Here is a 17613-nt window from a genome sequence, read left to right as displayed (position 1 = left end):
ACTACCTGGACTCCGGCCGCTCCGACAGGCACACACCGCAGCGTCCGCCGCCGCAACAATCCCGCCGGCACCGCGCCGTGACGGTGGTATCACCGGGACGCGACCGCGGCGGCGTCACGGTGGAGGCCGCAAACTCCTGTGGTCCGCGAGGATCCTAGGCCAACTGGGCAGGCCCTAGGCCACGAGCTATGAGACCATCATAGCTTCCAACGAATAGTATCTAGGGTGTGTCTGCACTAACTGGTAGCCCCACCTTCAGCGACCTTGGTGTCGCCGCCGAAATCTGTGACGCGCTGGCCCGCGTCAACATCACCCACACCTTTGCCATCCAGGAGCTGACGCTCCCGCTGGCCCTCGATGGCAAGGACATCATTGGGCAGGCGCGTACCGGCATGGGCAAAACCCTCGGCTATGGGGTGCCGCTGCTCGACCGAGTCTTCGACTCCGCCGACGTCGAAGAACTCGACGGGTCCCCCCGGGCTTTAGTCGTCGCCCCCACCCGCGAGCTGGCTGACCAGGTCGGCGAAGACCTCCGCGTCGCGGCCGCCAACCTGCCCGTGCGCGTGGTCACCATCTACGGCGGGCGCCCCTACGACGAACAGATTGACGCCCTCAACTCCGGCGCCGACGTCATCGTGGGCACCCCGGGCCGACTATTGGACCTGCACCAAGGCGGATCCCTACGCCTAGACAAAGTGGCGGTGCTGGTCCTCGACGAGGCGGACGAGATGCTCGATCTGGGCTTTCTTCCGGACATTGAAAAGATCCTCTCCGCCCTCACCCACAAGCACCAGACCATGCTGTTTTCCGCGACCATGCCCGGGCCCATCCTCACCCTGGCCCGGTCCTTCCTCCACCACCCGGTGCACATCCGCGCCGAACAGGCCGAATCTGGGATGACCCACAAGAACACCAAGCAGGTGGTGTTCCAAGCACACCGCATGGACAAGCCGGCCATCCTGGCACGCATCCTGCAATCCCCGACACGCCAGCGCACGATCATCTTTACGCGCACCAAGCGGGCCGCCGCGCAGGTGTCCGAAGACCTCGCGCAGCGCGGTTTCCTGGTGGGCGCCGTCCACGGGGACATGGGCCAGCCGGCACGCGAGCGCTCCCTGAAAGCCTTCCGCGATGCCACCATTGAAATCCTGGTGGCTACCGACGTCGCCGCCCGCGGCATCGACGTCGATGACGTCACCCACGTGGTCAACTACCAAACCCCCGACGACCCCATGACCTACGTCCACCGAATCGGCCGCACAGGGCGTGCTGGGAGCAGCGGAACCGCCGTGACGCTGATCGGTTACGATGAACTACCGAAGTGGCAGGCCGTCAACGACGAGGTAGACCTTGGGCAGCCGGAGCCCCCGCAGTGGTTCTCCACCTCCCCCGAACTCGCCGAAGCCTTCAACCTGCCCGACCACGTATCAGATACCGTCGGTTCCCCGCGCAAGGTCTTTGGGGGTGCCAACACGCAAGCCAGACGAAAGGGGCGTCGCCAGCGGTGAGCCACCCCGTAGACCCGCAGACTCCGCAAACCCCGCCCGCACCGCCCGCGCCACCACAGTCACAGGACGGTGCCGGGCGGCCCCTGCGACGCACCCGCGGAGACCTGATTGCCACCGGCGTCATCGCCGGCGTCGCCGTCCTTGGCGTGGCCGGCGTGATGCTCACCGCCCCCGCCAACCAGGTGGACCACCACGTGGCGCAGGAAGAGTTCAGCGCCCCGCCGGTAGCGATCCCAGTACCGCAGCGGGTGTCACCAGCCTGGAGCGCCACCGCCACGCCCCTGCGCGGGGTGACCCGGCCGCTGGTGACCCAGGGATTGGTCATTGTCAATGATGATCACGGCGTGCGCGCCGTGGACACTAAGGGCCAGGAGGTGTGGTCCTACTCGCGGGATCGCGAGCTGTGCTCCACCGCGGTGGCCTGGGACAAGGTGATTGTCACCTATCGCGACGGCCTGGGCTGCGGCGACGTGGTAGCCCTGCGCGGCACCGACGGCGCCTACGCCCGCACCCGCTCGGCCTACAACGGCGACCCGGTCTGGGCCCTGTCTTCCAATGACAATGTGGGCACCGTGGCCCGCAACCGCGTGGAGCTGTGGCGCTCTGACCTGGTGCGCACCGTGGAGTATGGGCAGGTCATTGCCAAGCAGGAGCCGAACCTGCAGCCGCACGAAGACTGCGCCATCGATTCGGCCCTGACCCGCAAGGACCTCCTCGCCGTCACGGAGACGTGCCCGGCGGATAAGGGCTCCTGGCTGCGCCTGCAAAAGACCACCCCGAAGCAGTCCCGCAAGCCGGAAATACTCAAGGACATCAAGCTGGATGGCCCCGCAGCGGTGGTGGCCGTCAGCGCCACGCACGCCGCGGTCTATGTGGGCGGCAGCCACCCGCGGATCATCAGCTTTGCTAAGAAGGATGGGTCCCGGGCTGCGGTCAAGGACGTGGCAGCCTCCCCGTGGGCGGACCAGGCGGCCGCCTCCGAGTCCGTCTTTGCCGCGGCGACCGCGGATATGACCAACAACATGAGCTGGTTTGACGGCTCGCGCCTCTATCTTTTCGACCCCGAAAACCTGGCCGTGACCCGTGTGTTGGATGACGCCATTGGCACCGGCGTGATGGTTTCTGGCTCTTTTGCCTACCCCACCAAGGACGGCCTGCGGGTGATCAACCCGAAGTCGGGACAACAGCTGTCTGCCCCCCGGGTGGACCGCCCGGAGCACCCGGAGACGGTCTATCTGGGCGTGGCCCAGGACAAGATCATCGAGCGCCGCGGGGACACCGTCGTTGCGCTCCAGCGCGATCTGTAGCGCCTCTTAGTCAGCGTCCTCGGCCACGTCATAGGTGGCAGTCGCCCAGTCCAGGGCCGGCTTGGAAAACATCAGCGCCAGGCTGGCCGCCGCGGATATTCCGGTGGCGATGCCCGCCGGCCAGGCGCCGCCCTTGATCATGGCTACCGCGATGGGCAGCAGGATCAACTCCAGGATGACGATGGGCCCGCGGGGCCACCGCCCGGGGTGCGTGGAGCGCAGCAGCACCACCGCCGCGGCGAGGACGGCGCCGAAGACGATGATGAAGAACACCGCCGTGCCCAGCCCCACCCACGAGGTCTGCCCGGGTTTCTCGCTGACCAGGGAGGGGTCATCGGCTCCGGTGAATTGCCGGTAGAGCAGCAACACGGCGTAGGCCAACCCCAGGACGGAGTGTACGGCCGCGAGGGCTGCGGCATATTTGACGGCTGCGGGGGCGGGATTGTTGTGGGTCACGCGGATGATTCTAGTCATGTGGAGGATCGCCAGGGTGCGGCTGAGCCCCAGGTAGTCCCTGGCAGCATTGGCCCGCGCAGCGGTGGGCGTGGGGCAGGTGTGTGCCCGCGGGCGCGTGCGCAGGGCGTCGAGAAGCGTGCGGTACCGCGATGTGCTTGGACCTCGCCATGCGAGGCTACCCCCGTAGTGAGGGGGCGATTTGACTTCCTATCACGGCCTAGATTTCCCCATCAGCTGCGCATTTTCCCTGCACACGCGCATATTTTAGGTTCGCCTTAGCTGTACTTTGGCCGTTTCCCCGCGGATTGCAGCCCCTTTTTGTGCTCCTTTTTTGTGAGTTCTATCACATTTTGGCCGTTACCTCTAGCCAAGCGGGCAAACGCATGCCATCATTTCCAAGTAACCAAATCAACCGGTTACCAAACCGGTCGTTAACCCAACTGCACCAGAGGGTTAACGGTGTGACCGAGGAGCCCGGCGAGGCATCCTCAAAAAGGCGCGAGCCCCCGGCCCGCCCGCACACGAGTCTCTCACTTTATTTCGCCGCCCCAACCAGGGGCTCATTCTGGTGCGTCTATCGTGCAGCATCCGTGCTGCTCCATCGACCCGTAGAAGGAGAATTCCCATGGATTGGCGTCATGAGGCTGTCTGCCGCGACGAAGACCCCGAGCTGTTCTTCCCGGTTGGCAACTCCGGCCCGGCCCTGGCGCAGATCGCCAAGGCCAAGCTGGTGTGCAACCGCTGCCCGGTGACCTCCCAGTGCCTGCGCTGGGCGCTGGAAACCGGCCAGGATGCCGGCGTATGGGGCGGCTTGTCCGAAGACGAGCGCCGCGCGCTCAAGCGCCGCAACAACCGCGGCCGCCGCGCCCGGGTCGCCGTCTAAGCCCCGACCCGGCACACCCACCCCGCAGGGGCCACCGCCTGGCGCACACACGCCCCCGGCGCACACAACTCCATACACCGACACACCCCGCCAACTGGCCCCAACCCGTACCCAATTTCGCCCCCACCCCGTGGGGGCGATACAGTTGGCGGAGTTGATGAACGCGCGCGCGATCTTTATTCAAGGCTTCGCGCGCCACACCGATACCTCACAAGGAGAACCACATGAGCAAGCGTGGCCGCAAGCGCAAGGATCGTCGCCGTAAGTCCGCCAACCACGGTAAGCGCCCCAACGCTTAAATAGCCGTACCACGCACAGCCCCCGCGGCACCCAGGGATCACCTGGGCCGCGGGGGCTGTGCTGTGTGGAACTGTGCCGTGTTGACCTGTGCCATGCCGGGGTTGTGCACCGCCACACCGCCACGGGATCGGCGCAGCACGCCGCACGGGCGGGCCTGCGCCCCACCTAGCTGCTGATGATGCGAATCTGCGCGGTGATGCGGGTGCGTAGCTGCACCGGCGCGGGCGGAGGCGCGCAGCATCTGCTCAGCAGGGCGCGGACGGCCTCCTCGAGCTGCAACCGCGAGTAGCACTCCGGGCAGGCTTGGATGTGCGCGCGTAGTTGTTCGCACTCACGGTGCGTGAGGTGGGCGTCGAGAAGCTCGAAGAGTGCCTGTTCGGCGTCCTGGCAGTTACAGCCGCAGGGCTCCTTGTCCAGCGTCATGCGTGATTCGCCTTCCTCGTGCGCTGCTTGTCGGTCTTCTCCGTGTCGGGCGCATCCAGCCCGATGCCGTGCTCGTGCGCCACTTCCTTTAACAATCCCCGTAGTTGTTTTCTTCCCCGGTGCAGCCGGCTCATCACCGTGCCCACGGGCGTGCCCATAATCTCGGCGATTTCCTTGTACGCCAGCCCCTCCACGTCGGCGTAGTAGACGGCCATGCGGTAGTCGTCGCGCAGCTGGCCTAGGGCGTCGATGATCTGTTGGTTGGGCAGCCGTTTGAGCGCCTCCACCTCCGCGGACTCCAGGCCCGTCGAATCGTGCGAGGAGGTGGTGTAGAGCTGCCTGTCGGTGACCTCATCGGCGGAGGTTTGGACCGGCTGGCGCTGCTTCTTGCGATAGCTATTGATGTAGGTATTGGTCATGATGCGATAGAGCCAGGCCTTGAGGTTAGTGCCCTGTTTGAAGCGGTCAAAGGCCTGGAAGGCCTTCATATAGGTCTCCTGGACCAGGTCCTGCGCATCGGCCGGATTGCGGGTCATTTTCAGCGCCCCACCGTAGAGCTGATCAAGCAAAGGCAGGGCCTCCTGCTCAAAACGACTGGTCAGCTCTTTGTCTCCCATGCCCACCATCCTAGGCGTGACGGCTAATCAACCGGGTCTGCGGGGTCCTCCAGCAGCCACGCTCCCTGGTTGCGCACCGACCCCACGGCGCGGGTGACCGGACGGGTGGCTAACGCGTCGGTGACCTCCGCGCCCGCCGGCGCGAGGAGGTCCGCCACCTCCTCGGCGGGGTCCGGTCCCAGCCATCGCGCAGCGGAGCTGGGGCCAAGCAGCAGCGGGGTGCGGTGGTGCAGCCAGCGCAGCGGCTCGGGGGCGGCGGTGGTGACGATCGTCGCGGACAACCGGTCGGTTCCGGTGTCCCACAGGCCCCCGGCCCACAGGAGTTGCCCGTCGGTGCGGTGGACAAAATAGGGTTGCCGCTCGTGCCATTCGTAGTAGCCATCCATGGGGATCAGGCAGCGCTGCGCCCGCCGCACCGCAGTGCGAAAGGACGGTTTTTCGGCGATGGTCTCCGCGCGGGCGTTAAACAGCGTGGGGCCCGTCTCGTCGCGCTTCCAGCCGGGCAGCAGCCCCCAGCGCGCCGGCTCCACGAGCGCCTGGGAGTTGTCCATCCGCACGGTGGCCACCATCTGGGTGGGCGCGATGTTGTAGCGGGGCGGCGGCGTGTGCTGCGGGGCACGCACCGCGGCGATGGCGGGGTCCGCGGGCAGGCGCCCGACGGCGTCGAGAAGCTGCTCGGCGGTAGTAAAAAGCACAAACCTTCCACACATACCCCCTATTATTGGTGTTGTGCCTGAAAAGTGTGACCTGTGGAATGCCCCCGTATGCCCCCGCCCGATCGAATGGACCCAGCCCATCCCCGGCTCAAAGTCCATCACTAACAGAGCCCTCATCCTCGCCGCGCTCGCCGACGGGACCTCCCGCATCAGCGGGGCGCTGCGCTCCCGGGACACCGACCTGATGATCGCGGCCCTGCGCGCCCTGGGAGTGCGTATCGACGCCCCCTCCCCCACCGAGCTGACCGTCACCCCACCGCCGCACCTTCACGGCGGCACCATCGACTGCGGGCTGGCAGGAACCATCATGCGCTTCGTCCCGCCGCTGGCCGCCCTGGCCAACTCCGAGGTGTTCCTCGACGGCGACGAACGCGCCCGGCAACGCCCCATGTCCACCATTACGCAGGCGCTGCGCGCCCTGGGCGTCGCCGTCACGGGCGATGCCCTACCCCTTAAGGTGTGCGGCACGGGCAGCGCGCCGCGCGGCGGCACCGTGGAGATCGACGCGTCGGCGTCTTCGCAGTTCGTCTCCGGACTTCTGCTTTCCGGGGCCCGCTACCAGGAGGGCATCACGGTGGTCCACGCGGGCAGCTCCGTGCCCTCCGGGCCGCACATCGCCATGACCGTTGACATGCTGCGCAGCGCCGGGGTCACCGTCGACGCCGACCCGTCCGCCGCCACCTGGTCCGTCCACCCGGGGCCCATCGCCGCCCGGGACTGGGCCATCGAGCCGGACCTCTCCAATGCCACGCCCTTCCTGGCCGCTGCCGCAGTCACCGGGGGCAGCGTGACCATCCCCGACTGGCCGGAACAGACCACCCAGCCTGGCGATGCCATCCGCGGGATCCTGACCACCATGGGGTGCACGGTCAGCCACAGCGCCGCCGCGGGTGGGCTGCGCGTCCAGGGGCCGTCTGCCGGGGGGTTGCGCGGCGTGGACATCGATATGTCAGACATCGGGGAGCTCACCCCCACCGTCGCCGCCCTGGCCGCCCTGGCCGCCACCCCCAGCCGGCTGACCGGCATCGCCCACCTGCGCGGCCATGAGACCGACCGGCTGGCCGCCCTGGCGCAGGAGATCACCGCCGCGGGCGGGCACTGCCGCGAGCGCGCAGACGGGCTGGAGATCTCCCCCACCGACCCCGACGCCTGGAGGCCCACCGTCTGGCACTCCTACGCCGATCACCGCATGGCCACCGCCGGGGCGATCATCGGCCTGGCGGTGCCCGGGGTGCAGGTCGAGGACATCGCCACCACGGCCAAGACCCTGCCCGGCTTCGCACAACTGTGGGAAACCATGATCGCGGAGGGCACCACCCGTGGCTAGGCGCCACTACGACGAATCGGATGTGCGCATCCGCCCCGGGAAGGGCACCCGGCCGCGCACCAAGCAGCGCCCCCGCCACGACGACGCCCTGTTTGGCATGGTGGTGACCAAGGACCGGGGCCGCTGGGGGGTGGTGCTCGACGAGCACCCCCAGCCAGACAACCCCGTGGTGTGCATGCGCGCCCGGGAGCTCGGGCGCGTGCCCATCGAGGTCGGCGACCGCGTCGGCGTGGTGGGAGATACCTCGGGCCGGCCGGGAACGCTGGCGCGCATCGTCAAACTTGAGCCGCGCTCATCCGTGCTGCGCCGCACCGCCGATGACACCGACCCCTACGAGCGCATCGTGGTAGCCAACGCCGCCCTCTTGCTCATCGTCTCAGCGGTGGCTGATCCCCCGCCACGGGCCGGATTTGTGGAACGCTCGCTCATCGCCGCCTTCGTCGGCGGCCTGCGCCCGGTGCTGTGCCTGACCAAAACGGACCTGGACGACCCGAGCTCCTTCGCAGCGGAGTTCGCGGACCTGGATGTGCCGGTGGTCAGCTGTGGCATCAACGACGACCTCTCCGAGCTCCACGGGCTCATCGACGGCCACGTCTGCGCCGTCATCGGGCACTCAGGGGTGGGCAAATCCACGCTGGTCAACCGGCTGGTCCCCGGGGCCGCCCGGGCAACGGGCGCGGTCTCTGAGGTGGGCAAGGGGCGCCACACCTCCACCCAGTCGGTGGCCCTTCAGCTGCCCGGCGCGCAGGGCGGGTGGATCATTGACACCCCGGGGATTCGCTCCTTTGGGCTTGCTCACGTGGACGCGGACAGCATCATCGCCGTCTTTGATGACCTCGCCGCGGCAGCCGAGTCCTGCCCTCGCGGGTGCACCCACGCGGGCCCGCCTGCGGACCCCGAATGCGGCCTCGACGAGCTGACCGGGGCGAGCGCCCGACGTGCCGACGCCGTGCGGGACCTGCTGGCCGCCCTGCGCACGAACACCGAGTGGGACTAGAGCAGCTCCACGAGTACCGGCAGCTCGCTGGGGTCATACCAGGCGAGGAAGTTATCCAGCGCGTCGCCGACGGTGAGCTCGGCATCCTCATCGCCGAGGTCGGCGGCGTCGATAGCCGCAATGGCGCGCGCGGTGGCCTCCTCGGATTCGGGAATATCGACGTGGATCGCGGCCACATCCACCGCGTTGATCTGCGCCGGGTCTAGTCGCACCACCGACTCGCCATTATCCGGGGTCGCGGTGACGTGCGCGTCCGGCACATCGGCGGAAATGACCACCCGGCGGTGGGGGAACTGGGTCTCATCCCCCGCTGCGAGCAGGCGGATAGACGCCTCCGCGGCATCCTGGAACGCCGCGTGCGCAATCTCCTCCTCATCGCCGGCGGTATAGAACTCCCGCAGCGCCGGAGTGACCGCGAACGCCCACCCGGAGCGCGCGGTGACCACCTGGGACTCGTTGAGCCCGCGCAAGGTGGCATAGGTGGCCGGAATGTAGACGCGCATGAGGGCCTAGAACTCCCCTTCAATATCAAAAAGTCCCATGATCTCCACGACCGTGCGGTCAAAGCTCTGGTAGAGCACCCCCACCAGGCCAGACTCGACCGCCGCGCGCACGTTGACAATCGAATCATCGATGAGGACGCAGTCCTTCATGGGCAGCTCCAGCGAGTCCGCGGCGATGCGGAAGGCCTCCGTCTCCGGCTTTTCCGCGCCGATCTCGCCAGAGAGCAGCACCGCATCAACCACGCCCCGGAATTCCCACTCCCGGATCGGCTCAGCCGCGGGGCCACCCGGATCATTGGACAGGATCGCGGTGCCCACACCGTTCTTCCGGGCGGCGGCAAAAAGGTTGCGCCAGCGCCGCTGATCCTCCTCGGGGCCGTCGAGCACGCCCACGTAGTCGACGATGAGTCCTCGCACAGAAAAGTCCTTTCCCATTACTTCCATTGCGGATTCGTGCCACAATGATACCTAGCCTGCCGCCACACCCGTGTGCCCCGCGCCCGAAATGCCGTTTGCACTGGAGCGCACATGTATCTTCCCATCCCCGGACTCGCCCGCCTGGCCGCCTACGTCCCCGACCCCACCAGTCCGCTTAGCGACGCCCCCTCCCACGCCCCCATCAGCGCCGCCGCCGAGCGCACGGCGCACGCCCGCATCCTCGTGGCCCTGGAGACCGCCTGCGGGGCGCGCTCGGTACGCAACCTTGACTACCGGGCCTTCGGTGCGCCCGTCATCGCCACCATCGCCGCCTATCACGGCTCCGGTACCCGCTGTGGCGCGCGCCTGATCAGCCTGCACCTGCGCCCCGGCAGCAACGCGCAGGACATCGACGTCATCGGAGTCTGCGCGCTGGGCCAGCGACGCTACGCCATCACCGGCCAGCTTCGCGGCCCCCAGCTGTGCGACTTCACCATCCTGGGCTACCCCACACGCACGCCACCGGGCGCGCCGCACCCCTAAGTTCCTGGGATGCGCACGCGCCCGGTGGTGCTGGCATTTCGCTCTGCCGGCAGGTCGCTGCGGTACGTGGCTGGCTGGGCCTAAAGCCTAGGCCTCCTGCGGTGCGGCGAACTGCTTGCGCAGCAAGAACAGCTGGCGCACGGTCTCTTCCTTGATGGCGTCATTCATCGCGCGGAACATCTCGCCGCCTTCCTTCTGGTATTCCACCAGCGGGTCGCGCTGCGCCATCGCGCGCAGGCCAATGCCCTCCTTGAGGTAGTCCATCTCATAGAGGTGCTCACGCCACTTCTGGTCGATGACCGGAAGAATGATCATGCGCTCGACCTCGCGCATTTGGTCATCGCCACCGACGGCGGCGACGTTGCTCTCCAGCTCGGCGTACTGGGCGTGGGCGTCGGCAAGCAGAGCGCGCTTGAGGTCCGTGGCAGACAGCTCACCGGGGGCGCCGTACTCCGATCCGTCAAGCAGCTCACGCCACCCGAAGGAAGGCCCGTAGAGGGACTCCAGGGCGTGCCACAGCTCGTCTAAGTCCCAGTCCTCCACGTAACCGACCGCGGTCGCGCCATCGACGTAGGCGCCCACCGTCTCATCGATCATGTGCTGGATGTACTCGCGGATGTCCGTGGCCTCCAGGATCTCCTTGCGCTCCCGGTAGATGACCTTGCGCTGCTCGTTGAGAACCTCGTCATACTTGAGCACGTTCTTGCGCATCTCAAAGTTCTGGTTCTCCACCTGAGTCTGCGCGCCCTTGATGGAGTTGGTCACCATCTTGGCCTCGATGGGCACATCATCCGGCACGTTGAGCCGGTTCATCATGTTCTCCATGGACTGGCCCACAAAGCGCACCATGAGGTCATCGCGCATCGACAGGTAGAACCGCGTCTCGCCGGGGTCACCCTGACGGGCGGAACGACCACGCAGCTGGTTATCAATACGGCGCGACTCGTGGCGCTCCGTACCAATCACGCACAGGCCGCCGGCCTCCCGCACCCGGTCGCCCAGGCGCTGCGTGCGCTCCTTCGAGCCCTCCAGCTCGGCCTCCCAGGCCTGCTGGTAGGCCTCCTCATCCTCGACCGGGTCCAGGCCGCGGTCGCGCAGCCGGATGTCCAGCAAGATATCGGAGTTGCCGCCCAGCACGATGTCCGTACCACGACCAGCCATGTTCGTGGCCACCGTCACCGCGCCCGGAAGCCCCGCCTGCGCAACGATCTGCGCCTCCTGCTCATGGTGCTTGGCGTTGAGCACGTTGTGCTTAATCCCCCGCCGCTTGAGCAGCTCAGACAGGTACTCCGAGCGCTCCACCGAGGTGGTACCCACCAGCACCGGCTGGCCCTTGGCCTGGCGCTCAGCAATATCATCAGCCACCGCCGCGAACTTCGCCTCCTGCGTCTTGTACACGCGGTCAGCGTGGTCGGTGCGCTGGTTGGGGCGGTTGGTCGGGATGGCTACCACGTTGAGCTTGTAAATCTGGTTCAGCTCCGCGGCCTCAGTCTCGGCCGTACCGGTCATGCCGGCGAGCTTGTCGTAGAGGCGGAAGTAGTTCTGGAGAGTCACCGTGGCCAGGGTCTGGTTCTCATTTTTGATCTCCACCCCTTCCTTGGCCTCGATGGCCTGGTGCATGCCCTCGTTGTAGCGGCGCCCGGACAGCACGCGACCGGTGAAGGAGTCAACGATGAGCACCTCGCCGTTGCGGACAATGTAATCCTTGTCCGTCTCAAAGAGCTCCTTGGCCTTAATGGCGTTATTGAGGTAGCTGACCAGCTGCGAGTTCTCCGGGGCGTAGAGGTTATCAATGCCCAGCTGGTCCTCCACGAAGCTCACGCCATCTTCCAGGATGCCCACCGTGCGCTTGCGGCGATCCACCTCATAGTGGGTCCCCTCCCGCATGCGCGGGGCCAGCTGTGCGAAGACGCTGAAGAATTCCGACGAGCCGTTGACCGGGCCGGAGATGATCAGCGGGGTACGGGCTTCGTCGATAAGGATCGAGTCAACCTCATCGACGATGGCGTAGTGGTGGCCGCGCTGCACGGCCTCGTTGAGGGAACGCACCATGTTGTCGCGCAGGTAATCAAAACCGAACTCATTGTTCGTGCCATAGGTGATGTCCGCAGCGTAAGCCTTGCGCCGCTCCTCGGGGCGCATGTCAGACAGGATCACTCCCACCTCAAGGCCCATGAAGCGGTGGACGCGGCCCATCCACTCGGCGTCGCGCTTAGCCAGGTAGTCATTGACCGTGACCACGTGCACGCCCTTGCCCTCCAGGGCGTTGAGATAGGCGGGCAGCACACAGGTCAGGGTCTTGCCCTCACCGGTGGCCATCTCTGCGACGAACCCATTGTGCAGGGCGGCGCCGCCCATAATCTGCACCGGGAAGTGCTTCTGGCCGAGCACGCGCCAGGAAGCCTCGCGGGCCGCAGCAAAGGCATCTAGCTTGATGTCTTCTAGCGTCTCACCGTTGTCCAGGCGCTTCTTCAGCTCGGCTGTGGTGGCCTTGAGCTCCTCATCGCTCAGCGCGGCGTAATCGTCCTCGAGCGCGATGACTTTGTCCGCGATCTTCTTCAGTTCCTTGACGGTACGGCCCTCGCCGGCACGCAGCAGCTTCGACAGTCCAAGCACGTCTAACAATCCTTCATTTCGGTCTCGCAGAGGTTCATGCCCCGCAGAGGTAAATGGTGCATAAGATCCGTTGGTAGTGTACGGGGGAACACTAGCACAGCAGCAACACCGCCCCCCGCTTTCCGGCAGGAAAGACAGGGAGCGGCGCGGTGGTCAAACAAGGACGGCCTTAGTTCTCCTCGGTCAGGGAGATCAGACCGTAGTCATAGGCGTGCCGGCGATACACCACCGACGGACGCTGCGTCTCTTCATCGACGAAGAGGTAGAAATCATGTCCCACCAGCTCCATCTCAGACAGGGCGTCATCCACGCTCATCGGGGTGGCCGGGTGCTCCTTGGTACGCACGATGCGGCCGGGCAGGGACTCTTCGATCTGGTCCGCGTAGGGGTCAACATCATATTGCCCCTGGTTTTCCCGGGCCCGCTCTGCCTCATGGGCCAGGCCCGCAGCCAGCTCCCCGGCGCCCTTCGGTGCGCGGTGACCGGACTGGGCGATGGAACGACGCGCCTTGACCTTACGCAGCGAGCGCTGCATCTTGCCTAGGGCAGTTTCCAGGGCTGCGTAGAAGCTATCTTCCTTCGCTTCCGCGCGGGCGATGTGGCCCTTGCCCGTGGCGGTGATCTGAATGCGATCCGCCTGGGACTCCCGGCGCGGATTGGGCTCGTGCTGGAGCTCAACGTGGAAGAAGGTGAGCGTGGGGTCGAGCTTCTCGATCTTTGCCAGCTTGGAGTTGACCCGCTCGGCGAAGTGTTCGGGGACCTCAACGTTTCGGCCGGTGATGGAAACCCGGGCCTCCGGGCTTAGCGTCTCGGCGTGCTCAGCAGCATCAGACATCTGCTTTACCTCCCTAGGTTGGTGGGACTTCTGTCTCGCCTTTTACCCTACCCTCGCTGCCCCACCGAGGGGTTTGGTCTTACGCATGTGCCAAGGTCAGCGCCGCGCGCACCGCTACCCCCGCGGCAAGAAGACGGGCGCAACTGGCCTGGAGTGTGGAACCGGTGGTGACCACGTCGTCGACAAGCACCACCCAGCCACGCGGTGCCCCCGCCAGCGTGACGGCACCCGCGAGATTGTGGCGGCGCTCCTGCGCGCTCAAACCCGACTGATCGCGCACGCGGACGCCGTAGCTTAAGACCGCAGCAGTAGGCAGGCCAGACGCCCGGCACACCTGCGTGACGTGATCGCCGCCGCGCAGTCGGGCGTGCGCGGGCAGGGTCGGCGCCGGGACTAACACCAGCTGCGTCGCATCGAGCTCGCCGCGCGCCTGCAAGGTTGCCACCGCGGCGGCCACCACCGCACCGATAAGCGGGCGCACAGCCTTGTTGCCCTGCTCTTTCATCTGCACAACGACGCCCCTGCGCGGATCGGACCACGGGCCCAAGGAAAACACCGGAACCAGCGGATCGACCGGCGGAAAGACCCGCACGGGTGGGGTTTGAAACTCCCGACGGCACTGGGCGCACAACACCGCCCCGGGGCGGCCGCAGCCCGCGCAGGACCGCGGAAAGATCAGCTCCCCGATCCCCGCCACAGCCACCCTCCTGCTGCCTAGTTGTGCCGTTCGTGCCAGCTGACGCGCACCCGCCCCGGTGCACCCACCCTAGTGCACCACGAGCGGCGTCGCCTTCGTGCCCTGCAATCCCTGGACCTCCCGCCAGAAGGAACCCTCATTGGACGGGTCCACCGAGAGCTGGCGTAGCGCCTGCGCGTCCGTGAGGTAGAGCGTGCCCGGAGTGCTGGCTATTGCCTCCACGGGCGGGCTGACGCTCACGGAGTTGAGGTTGCGCGTCTCTGAGCCGTCGTCTTCGACCCGGAACACCGGGCTTTCTGGCACAGAAGTCCCCACCAGCAAAGAGCCATCCGCATTCCAGGCCAGAGCCGTGGCCTGCCCGGCCAGCTGCGGTGCCAACTCGATGACGTTAACCACGGACCGGGCACCGGACTCCGTACGCTTGACCACGCCGACGTAGACGTGGCCGCTGACCAGCATGGCCAGGCGCGCCCCGGAGCAGGACAAGCGGACCTCCTCGATGACACGGGAAGATTTCTGCCCGGGGGAGCTGGGTTGCCGGCCGCTCGGAGAAGAATCGTCTCCCGCGGCACCCAGCCCCAGGTCCTCTTCGACGTCCGCCAGGCTCACGGTGGAGTGGACCACCTCGCCGCTGCTGGAGGAGCGCACCACGCGCACCACCTCGTGGCCGTCCACGACGGCCCAGGCGGCCTGGGCGTTGTCCTCCATGCTGGGCCGCGAGATCTTCCTGGCCTTGAGCCCGGAGCTAAAGGGCCCGCCGCTGAGCGTGCCCAGGAGCAGCTCATCGCGGTCTCCTGCCCGGCGCACCACCGCTGCCGCCCCGGCGGCCGTGATATCTGCGCGCTCCACCGGGCCGACGTCCGCGAGGGGTCCGTCTACCCGCTCGGCGGCGTTGGCCGCCACCTTCATCACCTGGCCCTGGCTGGTCAGCGCGTAAAGCGGCGCGGTGGAGGTGGCGGCGGAGGTGGGGTTGAAGTCGGCGAAGTCGTCGGTGGTCAGCCGCTCGCGGCCTTCAGCCAGCGGGGCGCCGTCCAGCTCTATCTCATAGGGGCCGGGGATGGAGTTTTCTGCCAGCGTCCACACCACCTGCGCGCCAAAGTGCATGCGTTGTTCCCGGTTGAGCGAGCTGAATCCAGAAAAGCGGTAGACGCCGCCTTCTGAGCCCATGTAGACGGCGTCTTCGGGCAGGTGGTAGCTCACGGCTGGGGCGATGCGCTGGCTTGGCCCGTGGGCGAGCAGGCCCATGAGGACGTCGTCGATGTTCTTTTGCCCCGAGAAGACCCACCGCCGGTCCCCCACCAGGGCGGACTCGTTGGCGTCGAGGTAGAACAGCCGCTGCGGCTCGTAGTGGTTGCGCAGTTCGGTGCGGTCGATGATGACCTCCGGCGGCACGGAGGTGATGCGCCATTGGCCGTCGCGGTTTTTCTCCATGCGCACCGAGGCGTCGAAGCGCTGGCTGTCGGGGCGAAACGCCCCGGAGCGGTCGAGGCGACCGATGATGTTGCCCTTGACGGCAAACTCTTGGGCACTGTCCGTGGCGCCTGGTTTGGTGCTGAAGTCCAGCTGGTCGACCACGATGATGTCATTGCCGCTGGGCCAGCGCTGGATGGCGTCATCGTCTGCCAGGAATGCGCGGGCGGCCTGGTAGGCCTGCGCCGGCTGGGAGGAGGCGGAGAAAAAGTCATGTAAGAGCAGGTCGGGTGCCCGATCCGGCCCGGGTGCGAAGGATTGCGCCTCCGGCTGCGCGGGTGAGAAGGACTCGAGGACCTTCGGCTCGGTGTAGGTGGGCAGGGAGCTACACGACGCCGCCCCCAGCGCCACCGCCGTCACGCAGGCCACAGCCCGCCAACGGCGCGCGGTCAGGCCACGGGGGCCAGGAACGTGGGGCGAAGAGCTGATCATGATGTGGGGGCCTCCAGGTCAAGCGGGCTGGTCTGGTAGGGCGCGTTCGGCGTGCGCGGCAGGGTCAGCCGGAACTGGGAACCAACGCCATAGGTACCGGCGGCGTCGAGACGCCCGCCGTGCAGGGCGGAGTCCTCCTGGGCGATAGCCAGGCCCAGCCCGGTGCCGCCGGAGTGGCGTTTGCGGGAGGGGTCGGCGCGCCAGAACCGGTTGAACACCAGGTCTTCTTGCCCTTCTTTCAGGCCGACGCCGTGGTCGGTGACGGTGATGGCGACGGCCTCATCGTTGCCTGCCCAGTTGACCACCACGGGGTTGCCTTCCGAGTGGTCGATGGCGTTGGCCAGCAGGTTGCGCAGCACCCTTTCGATGCGGCGCGAATCCCCGGTGATGGTCAGCGGCTGGTCGGGGTCTTGGGAGCCGATGAAGCTGAATTCGATGCCCAGCTCCGTGGCGAGGTGTTCGACTTGCCGCCAGGCGTCCTTGATGCACAACCGCACATCCAGTTGGGTTTCGCTGAGGTCCGCAACGCCGGCGTCGTGACGCGAAATCTCCAGCAGGTCACCGAGCAGGTCCTCGAAGCGATCCAGCTCCGCGACCATCAGCTCCGTGGCGCGCTTGGTCCCAGCGTCGAAGTCCTCGGATTTCATGGCGATCATGTCCGCGGCCATGCGCACCGTGGTCAGCGGGGTGCGCAGCTCGTGGGAGACGTCCGAGGTGAACTGCCGTTGCAGGTCCCCGTATTCCTTGAGCTGGTTGATCTGTTTGGACAGCGATTCGGCCATGGAGTTGAAGCTGACCGCCAGGCGGGCCATTTCGTCCTCGCCCTCGACCGACATGCGCTCGCGCAGGTGGCCGGCGGCAAGCCGTTCGGCGATGCGTGACGCGGAGCGCACGGGGGTGATGACCTGCTGGGAGAACAGCCAGGAGATGCCCACGAGCAGCACCAGGACCACCACTACCGCCGCGGCGATGAGTCCGCGCATGATGGCCAGGGTGTTTTCGTCCTTGCTGGTGGACAGGACCAGGTAGACCTGGAGGCCGGGGATGTCCGAGTCGGTGGGGGTGCCAATGATCAGCGCGTGATAGCGGGAGCCGTCGGATAGTTGCACCGGGGAGAACTGGTAGGCGATGGTGCCTTCATCAACAAAGTGGCGCAGCTTTTCCGGGATGGTGTAATTCTCCGGGGCGGTGGTCACGGTCCCCCCGCGGTCAGCCACCAACAACACCGGCTGATAGGGGGAGGAGGAATCGGGCTCCTGGCCGGCGCGGCTGGTCAGCACCGCCCGGGCGGAATTGACGCGCGCCTGGGTAGAGCTGCCCGTCGAGGTGGAGCTGATCTGCTGCTCGACGGCCGCCCGCGCCCGGGTGATCTCCGACTGCGCGTTTTCCAGCTCCTGGTCAACCAGCCGCTGCGTGACCACCGAGGTCATGGCCATGCCCAGGATCAGCATCACTAGGGACGTCGCCGCAAAGATGGAGCCGATGACGCGCACCTGGAGCGAGGTGCGCCACGCCTCCGCGACGCGATCACGCAGCCCGGCGAACCACTCTTTCACCCGCGCGCTC

The 17613-nt window shown here is 66.8% G+C and carries 18 protein-coding genes; 7 read left to right on the top strand and 11 right to left on the bottom strand.

Going from position 1 to position 17613, the window contains the following annotated elements:
* The first annotated feature begins 227 nt into the window (after positions 1-227).
* Positions 228-1508: a DEAD/DEAH box helicase gene (locus LH390_RS02880; protein ID WP_227280673.1), complete on the top strand. Its 1281-nt coding sequence runs from the start codon at positions 228-230 to the stop codon at positions 1506-1508.
* Complete coding sequence (locus LH390_RS02875) at positions 1505-2815, top strand: Rv3212 family protein (protein WP_227280674.1); 1311 nt, start codon at positions 1505-1507, stop codon at positions 2813-2815. The genes LH390_RS02880 and LH390_RS02875 overlap by 4 nt, the downstream gene beginning before the upstream one ends.
* Before the next feature lie 6 nt (positions 2816-2821).
* On the opposite strand, the gene LH390_RS02870 is transcribed toward LH390_RS02875, so the two are convergent.
* Positions 2822-3271, bottom strand: a complete 450-nt coding sequence (locus LH390_RS02870; protein WP_227324355.1) for a hypothetical protein — start codon at positions 3269-3271, stop codon at positions 2822-2824.
* Between the two features lie 625 nt (positions 3272-3896).
* Here LH390_RS02870 and LH390_RS02865 point away from each other — a divergent pair.
* Positions 3897-4154 carry a WhiB family transcriptional regulator gene (locus tag LH390_RS02865; protein ID WP_227280676.1) on the top strand — a complete coding sequence of 86 codons (258 nt, stop codon included), beginning with the start codon at positions 3897-3899 and terminating at the stop codon, positions 4152-4154.
* Between the two features lie 224 nt (positions 4155-4378).
* A complete protein-coding gene (locus LH390_RS11650) occupies positions 4379-4453 on the top strand; it encodes a 50S ribosomal protein bL37 (RefSeq protein ID WP_399524571.1) in 75 nt (24 codons plus the stop codon).
* Between the two features lie 166 nt (positions 4454-4619).
* Here the strand turns inward: LH390_RS11650 and rsrA are convergent, their stop codons facing one another.
* From rsrA to LH390_RS02850, 3 genes are read right to left on the bottom strand one after another with little or no spacing between them, the layout of a single operon-like run.
* Positions 4620-4877 carry a mycothiol system anti-sigma-R factor gene (rsrA, locus tag LH390_RS02860; protein WP_227280677.1) on the bottom strand — a complete coding sequence of 86 codons (258 nt, stop codon included), beginning with the start codon at positions 4875-4877 and terminating at the stop codon, positions 4620-4622.
* Positions 4874-5494 carry a sigma-70 family RNA polymerase sigma factor gene (locus tag LH390_RS02855; protein ID WP_227280678.1) on the bottom strand — a complete coding sequence of 207 codons (621 nt, stop codon included), beginning with the start codon at positions 5492-5494 and terminating at the stop codon, positions 4874-4876. Before LH390_RS02855 ends, rsrA begins: the two co-directional genes overlap by 4 nt.
* Positions 5495-5517: 23 nt before the next feature.
* Complete coding sequence (locus LH390_RS02850; RefSeq protein WP_227280679.1) at positions 5518-6204, bottom strand: SOS response-associated peptidase; 687 nt, start codon at positions 6202-6204, stop codon at positions 5518-5520.
* 19 nt (positions 6205-6223) lie between these two features.
* Between LH390_RS02850 and aroA the strand changes: the two genes are divergently transcribed.
* Both aroA and rsgA read left to right on the top strand, forming a co-directional pair.
* Complete coding sequence (gene aroA / locus LH390_RS02845) at positions 6224-7537, top strand: 3-phosphoshikimate 1-carboxyvinyltransferase (RefSeq protein WP_399524496.1); 1314 nt, start codon at positions 6224-6226, stop codon at positions 7535-7537.
* The gene (gene rsgA, locus LH390_RS02840; protein WP_227324354.1) at positions 7530-8534 is read left to right on the top strand and encodes a ribosome small subunit-dependent GTPase A; all 1005 of its coding nucleotides are present in this window, start codon (positions 7530-7532) and stop codon (positions 8532-8534) included. Before aroA ends, rsgA begins: the two co-directional genes overlap by 8 nt.
* Here the strand turns inward: rsgA and LH390_RS02835 are convergent.
* Complete coding sequence (locus LH390_RS02835) at positions 8531-9037, bottom strand: DUF6912 family protein (protein ID WP_227280681.1); 507 nt, start codon at positions 9035-9037, stop codon at positions 8531-8533. The two genes, rsgA and LH390_RS02835, sit on opposite strands and share 4 nt — an antisense overlap.
* Before the next feature lie 6 nt (positions 9038-9043).
* On the bottom strand, positions 9044-9454 hold the full coding sequence (locus tag LH390_RS02830) for an HAD family hydrolase (RefSeq protein ID WP_227280682.1): 411 nt from the start codon (positions 9452-9454) through the stop codon (positions 9044-9046).
* 111 nt (positions 9455-9565) lie between these two features.
* Between LH390_RS02830 and LH390_RS02825 the strand changes: the two genes are divergently transcribed.
* Positions 9566-9997, top strand: coding sequence for a hypothetical protein (locus LH390_RS02825; protein WP_227280683.1), 432 nt, complete (start codon positions 9566-9568; stop codon positions 9995-9997).
* An 87-nt stretch (positions 9998-10084) separates the two neighbouring features.
* On the opposite strand, the gene secA is transcribed toward LH390_RS02825, so the two are convergent.
* From secA to mtrB, 5 genes are all read right to left on the bottom strand, one after another.
* Entirely contained in the window at positions 10085-12613 is a 2529-nt protein-coding gene (gene secA / locus LH390_RS02820; protein WP_227280684.1) for a preprotein translocase subunit SecA, read from the bottom strand.
* A gap of 169 nt (positions 12614-12782) precedes the next feature.
* Positions 12783-13448 carry a ribosome hibernation-promoting factor, HPF/YfiA family gene (gene hpf / locus LH390_RS02815; protein WP_227280685.1) on the bottom strand — a complete coding sequence of 222 codons (666 nt, stop codon included), beginning with the start codon at positions 13446-13448 and terminating at the stop codon, positions 12783-12785.
* Positions 13449-13527: 79 nt separating this feature from the next.
* Positions 13528-14040, bottom strand: a complete 513-nt coding sequence (locus LH390_RS02810; RefSeq protein ID WP_227280686.1) for a ComF family protein — start codon at positions 14038-14040, stop codon at positions 13528-13530.
* A 174-nt stretch (positions 14041-14214) separates the two neighbouring features.
* Positions 14215-16047 (bottom strand): LpqB family beta-propeller domain-containing protein, encoded by a 1833-nt coding sequence (locus tag LH390_RS02805; protein ID WP_227280687.1) that lies wholly within the window; start codon positions 16045-16047, stop codon positions 14215-14217.
* Complete coding sequence (mtrB, locus tag LH390_RS02800; protein ID WP_269961655.1) at positions 16044-17603, bottom strand: MtrAB system histidine kinase MtrB; 1560 nt, start codon at positions 17601-17603, stop codon at positions 16044-16046. The genes LH390_RS02805 and mtrB overlap by 4 nt, the downstream gene beginning before the upstream one ends.
* Positions 17604-17613 lie beyond the last annotated feature (10 nt).

Origin of the sequence: Corynebacterium uberis, assembly GCF_020616335.1 — a bacterium.
Classification (GTDB): Bacteria; Actinomycetota; Actinomycetes; order Mycobacteriales; family Mycobacteriaceae; genus Corynebacterium; species Corynebacterium uberis.
The sequence above is the reverse complement of the archived record's forward strand: the minus strand, read 5'-3'. Positions and strand labels throughout refer to the sequence as shown.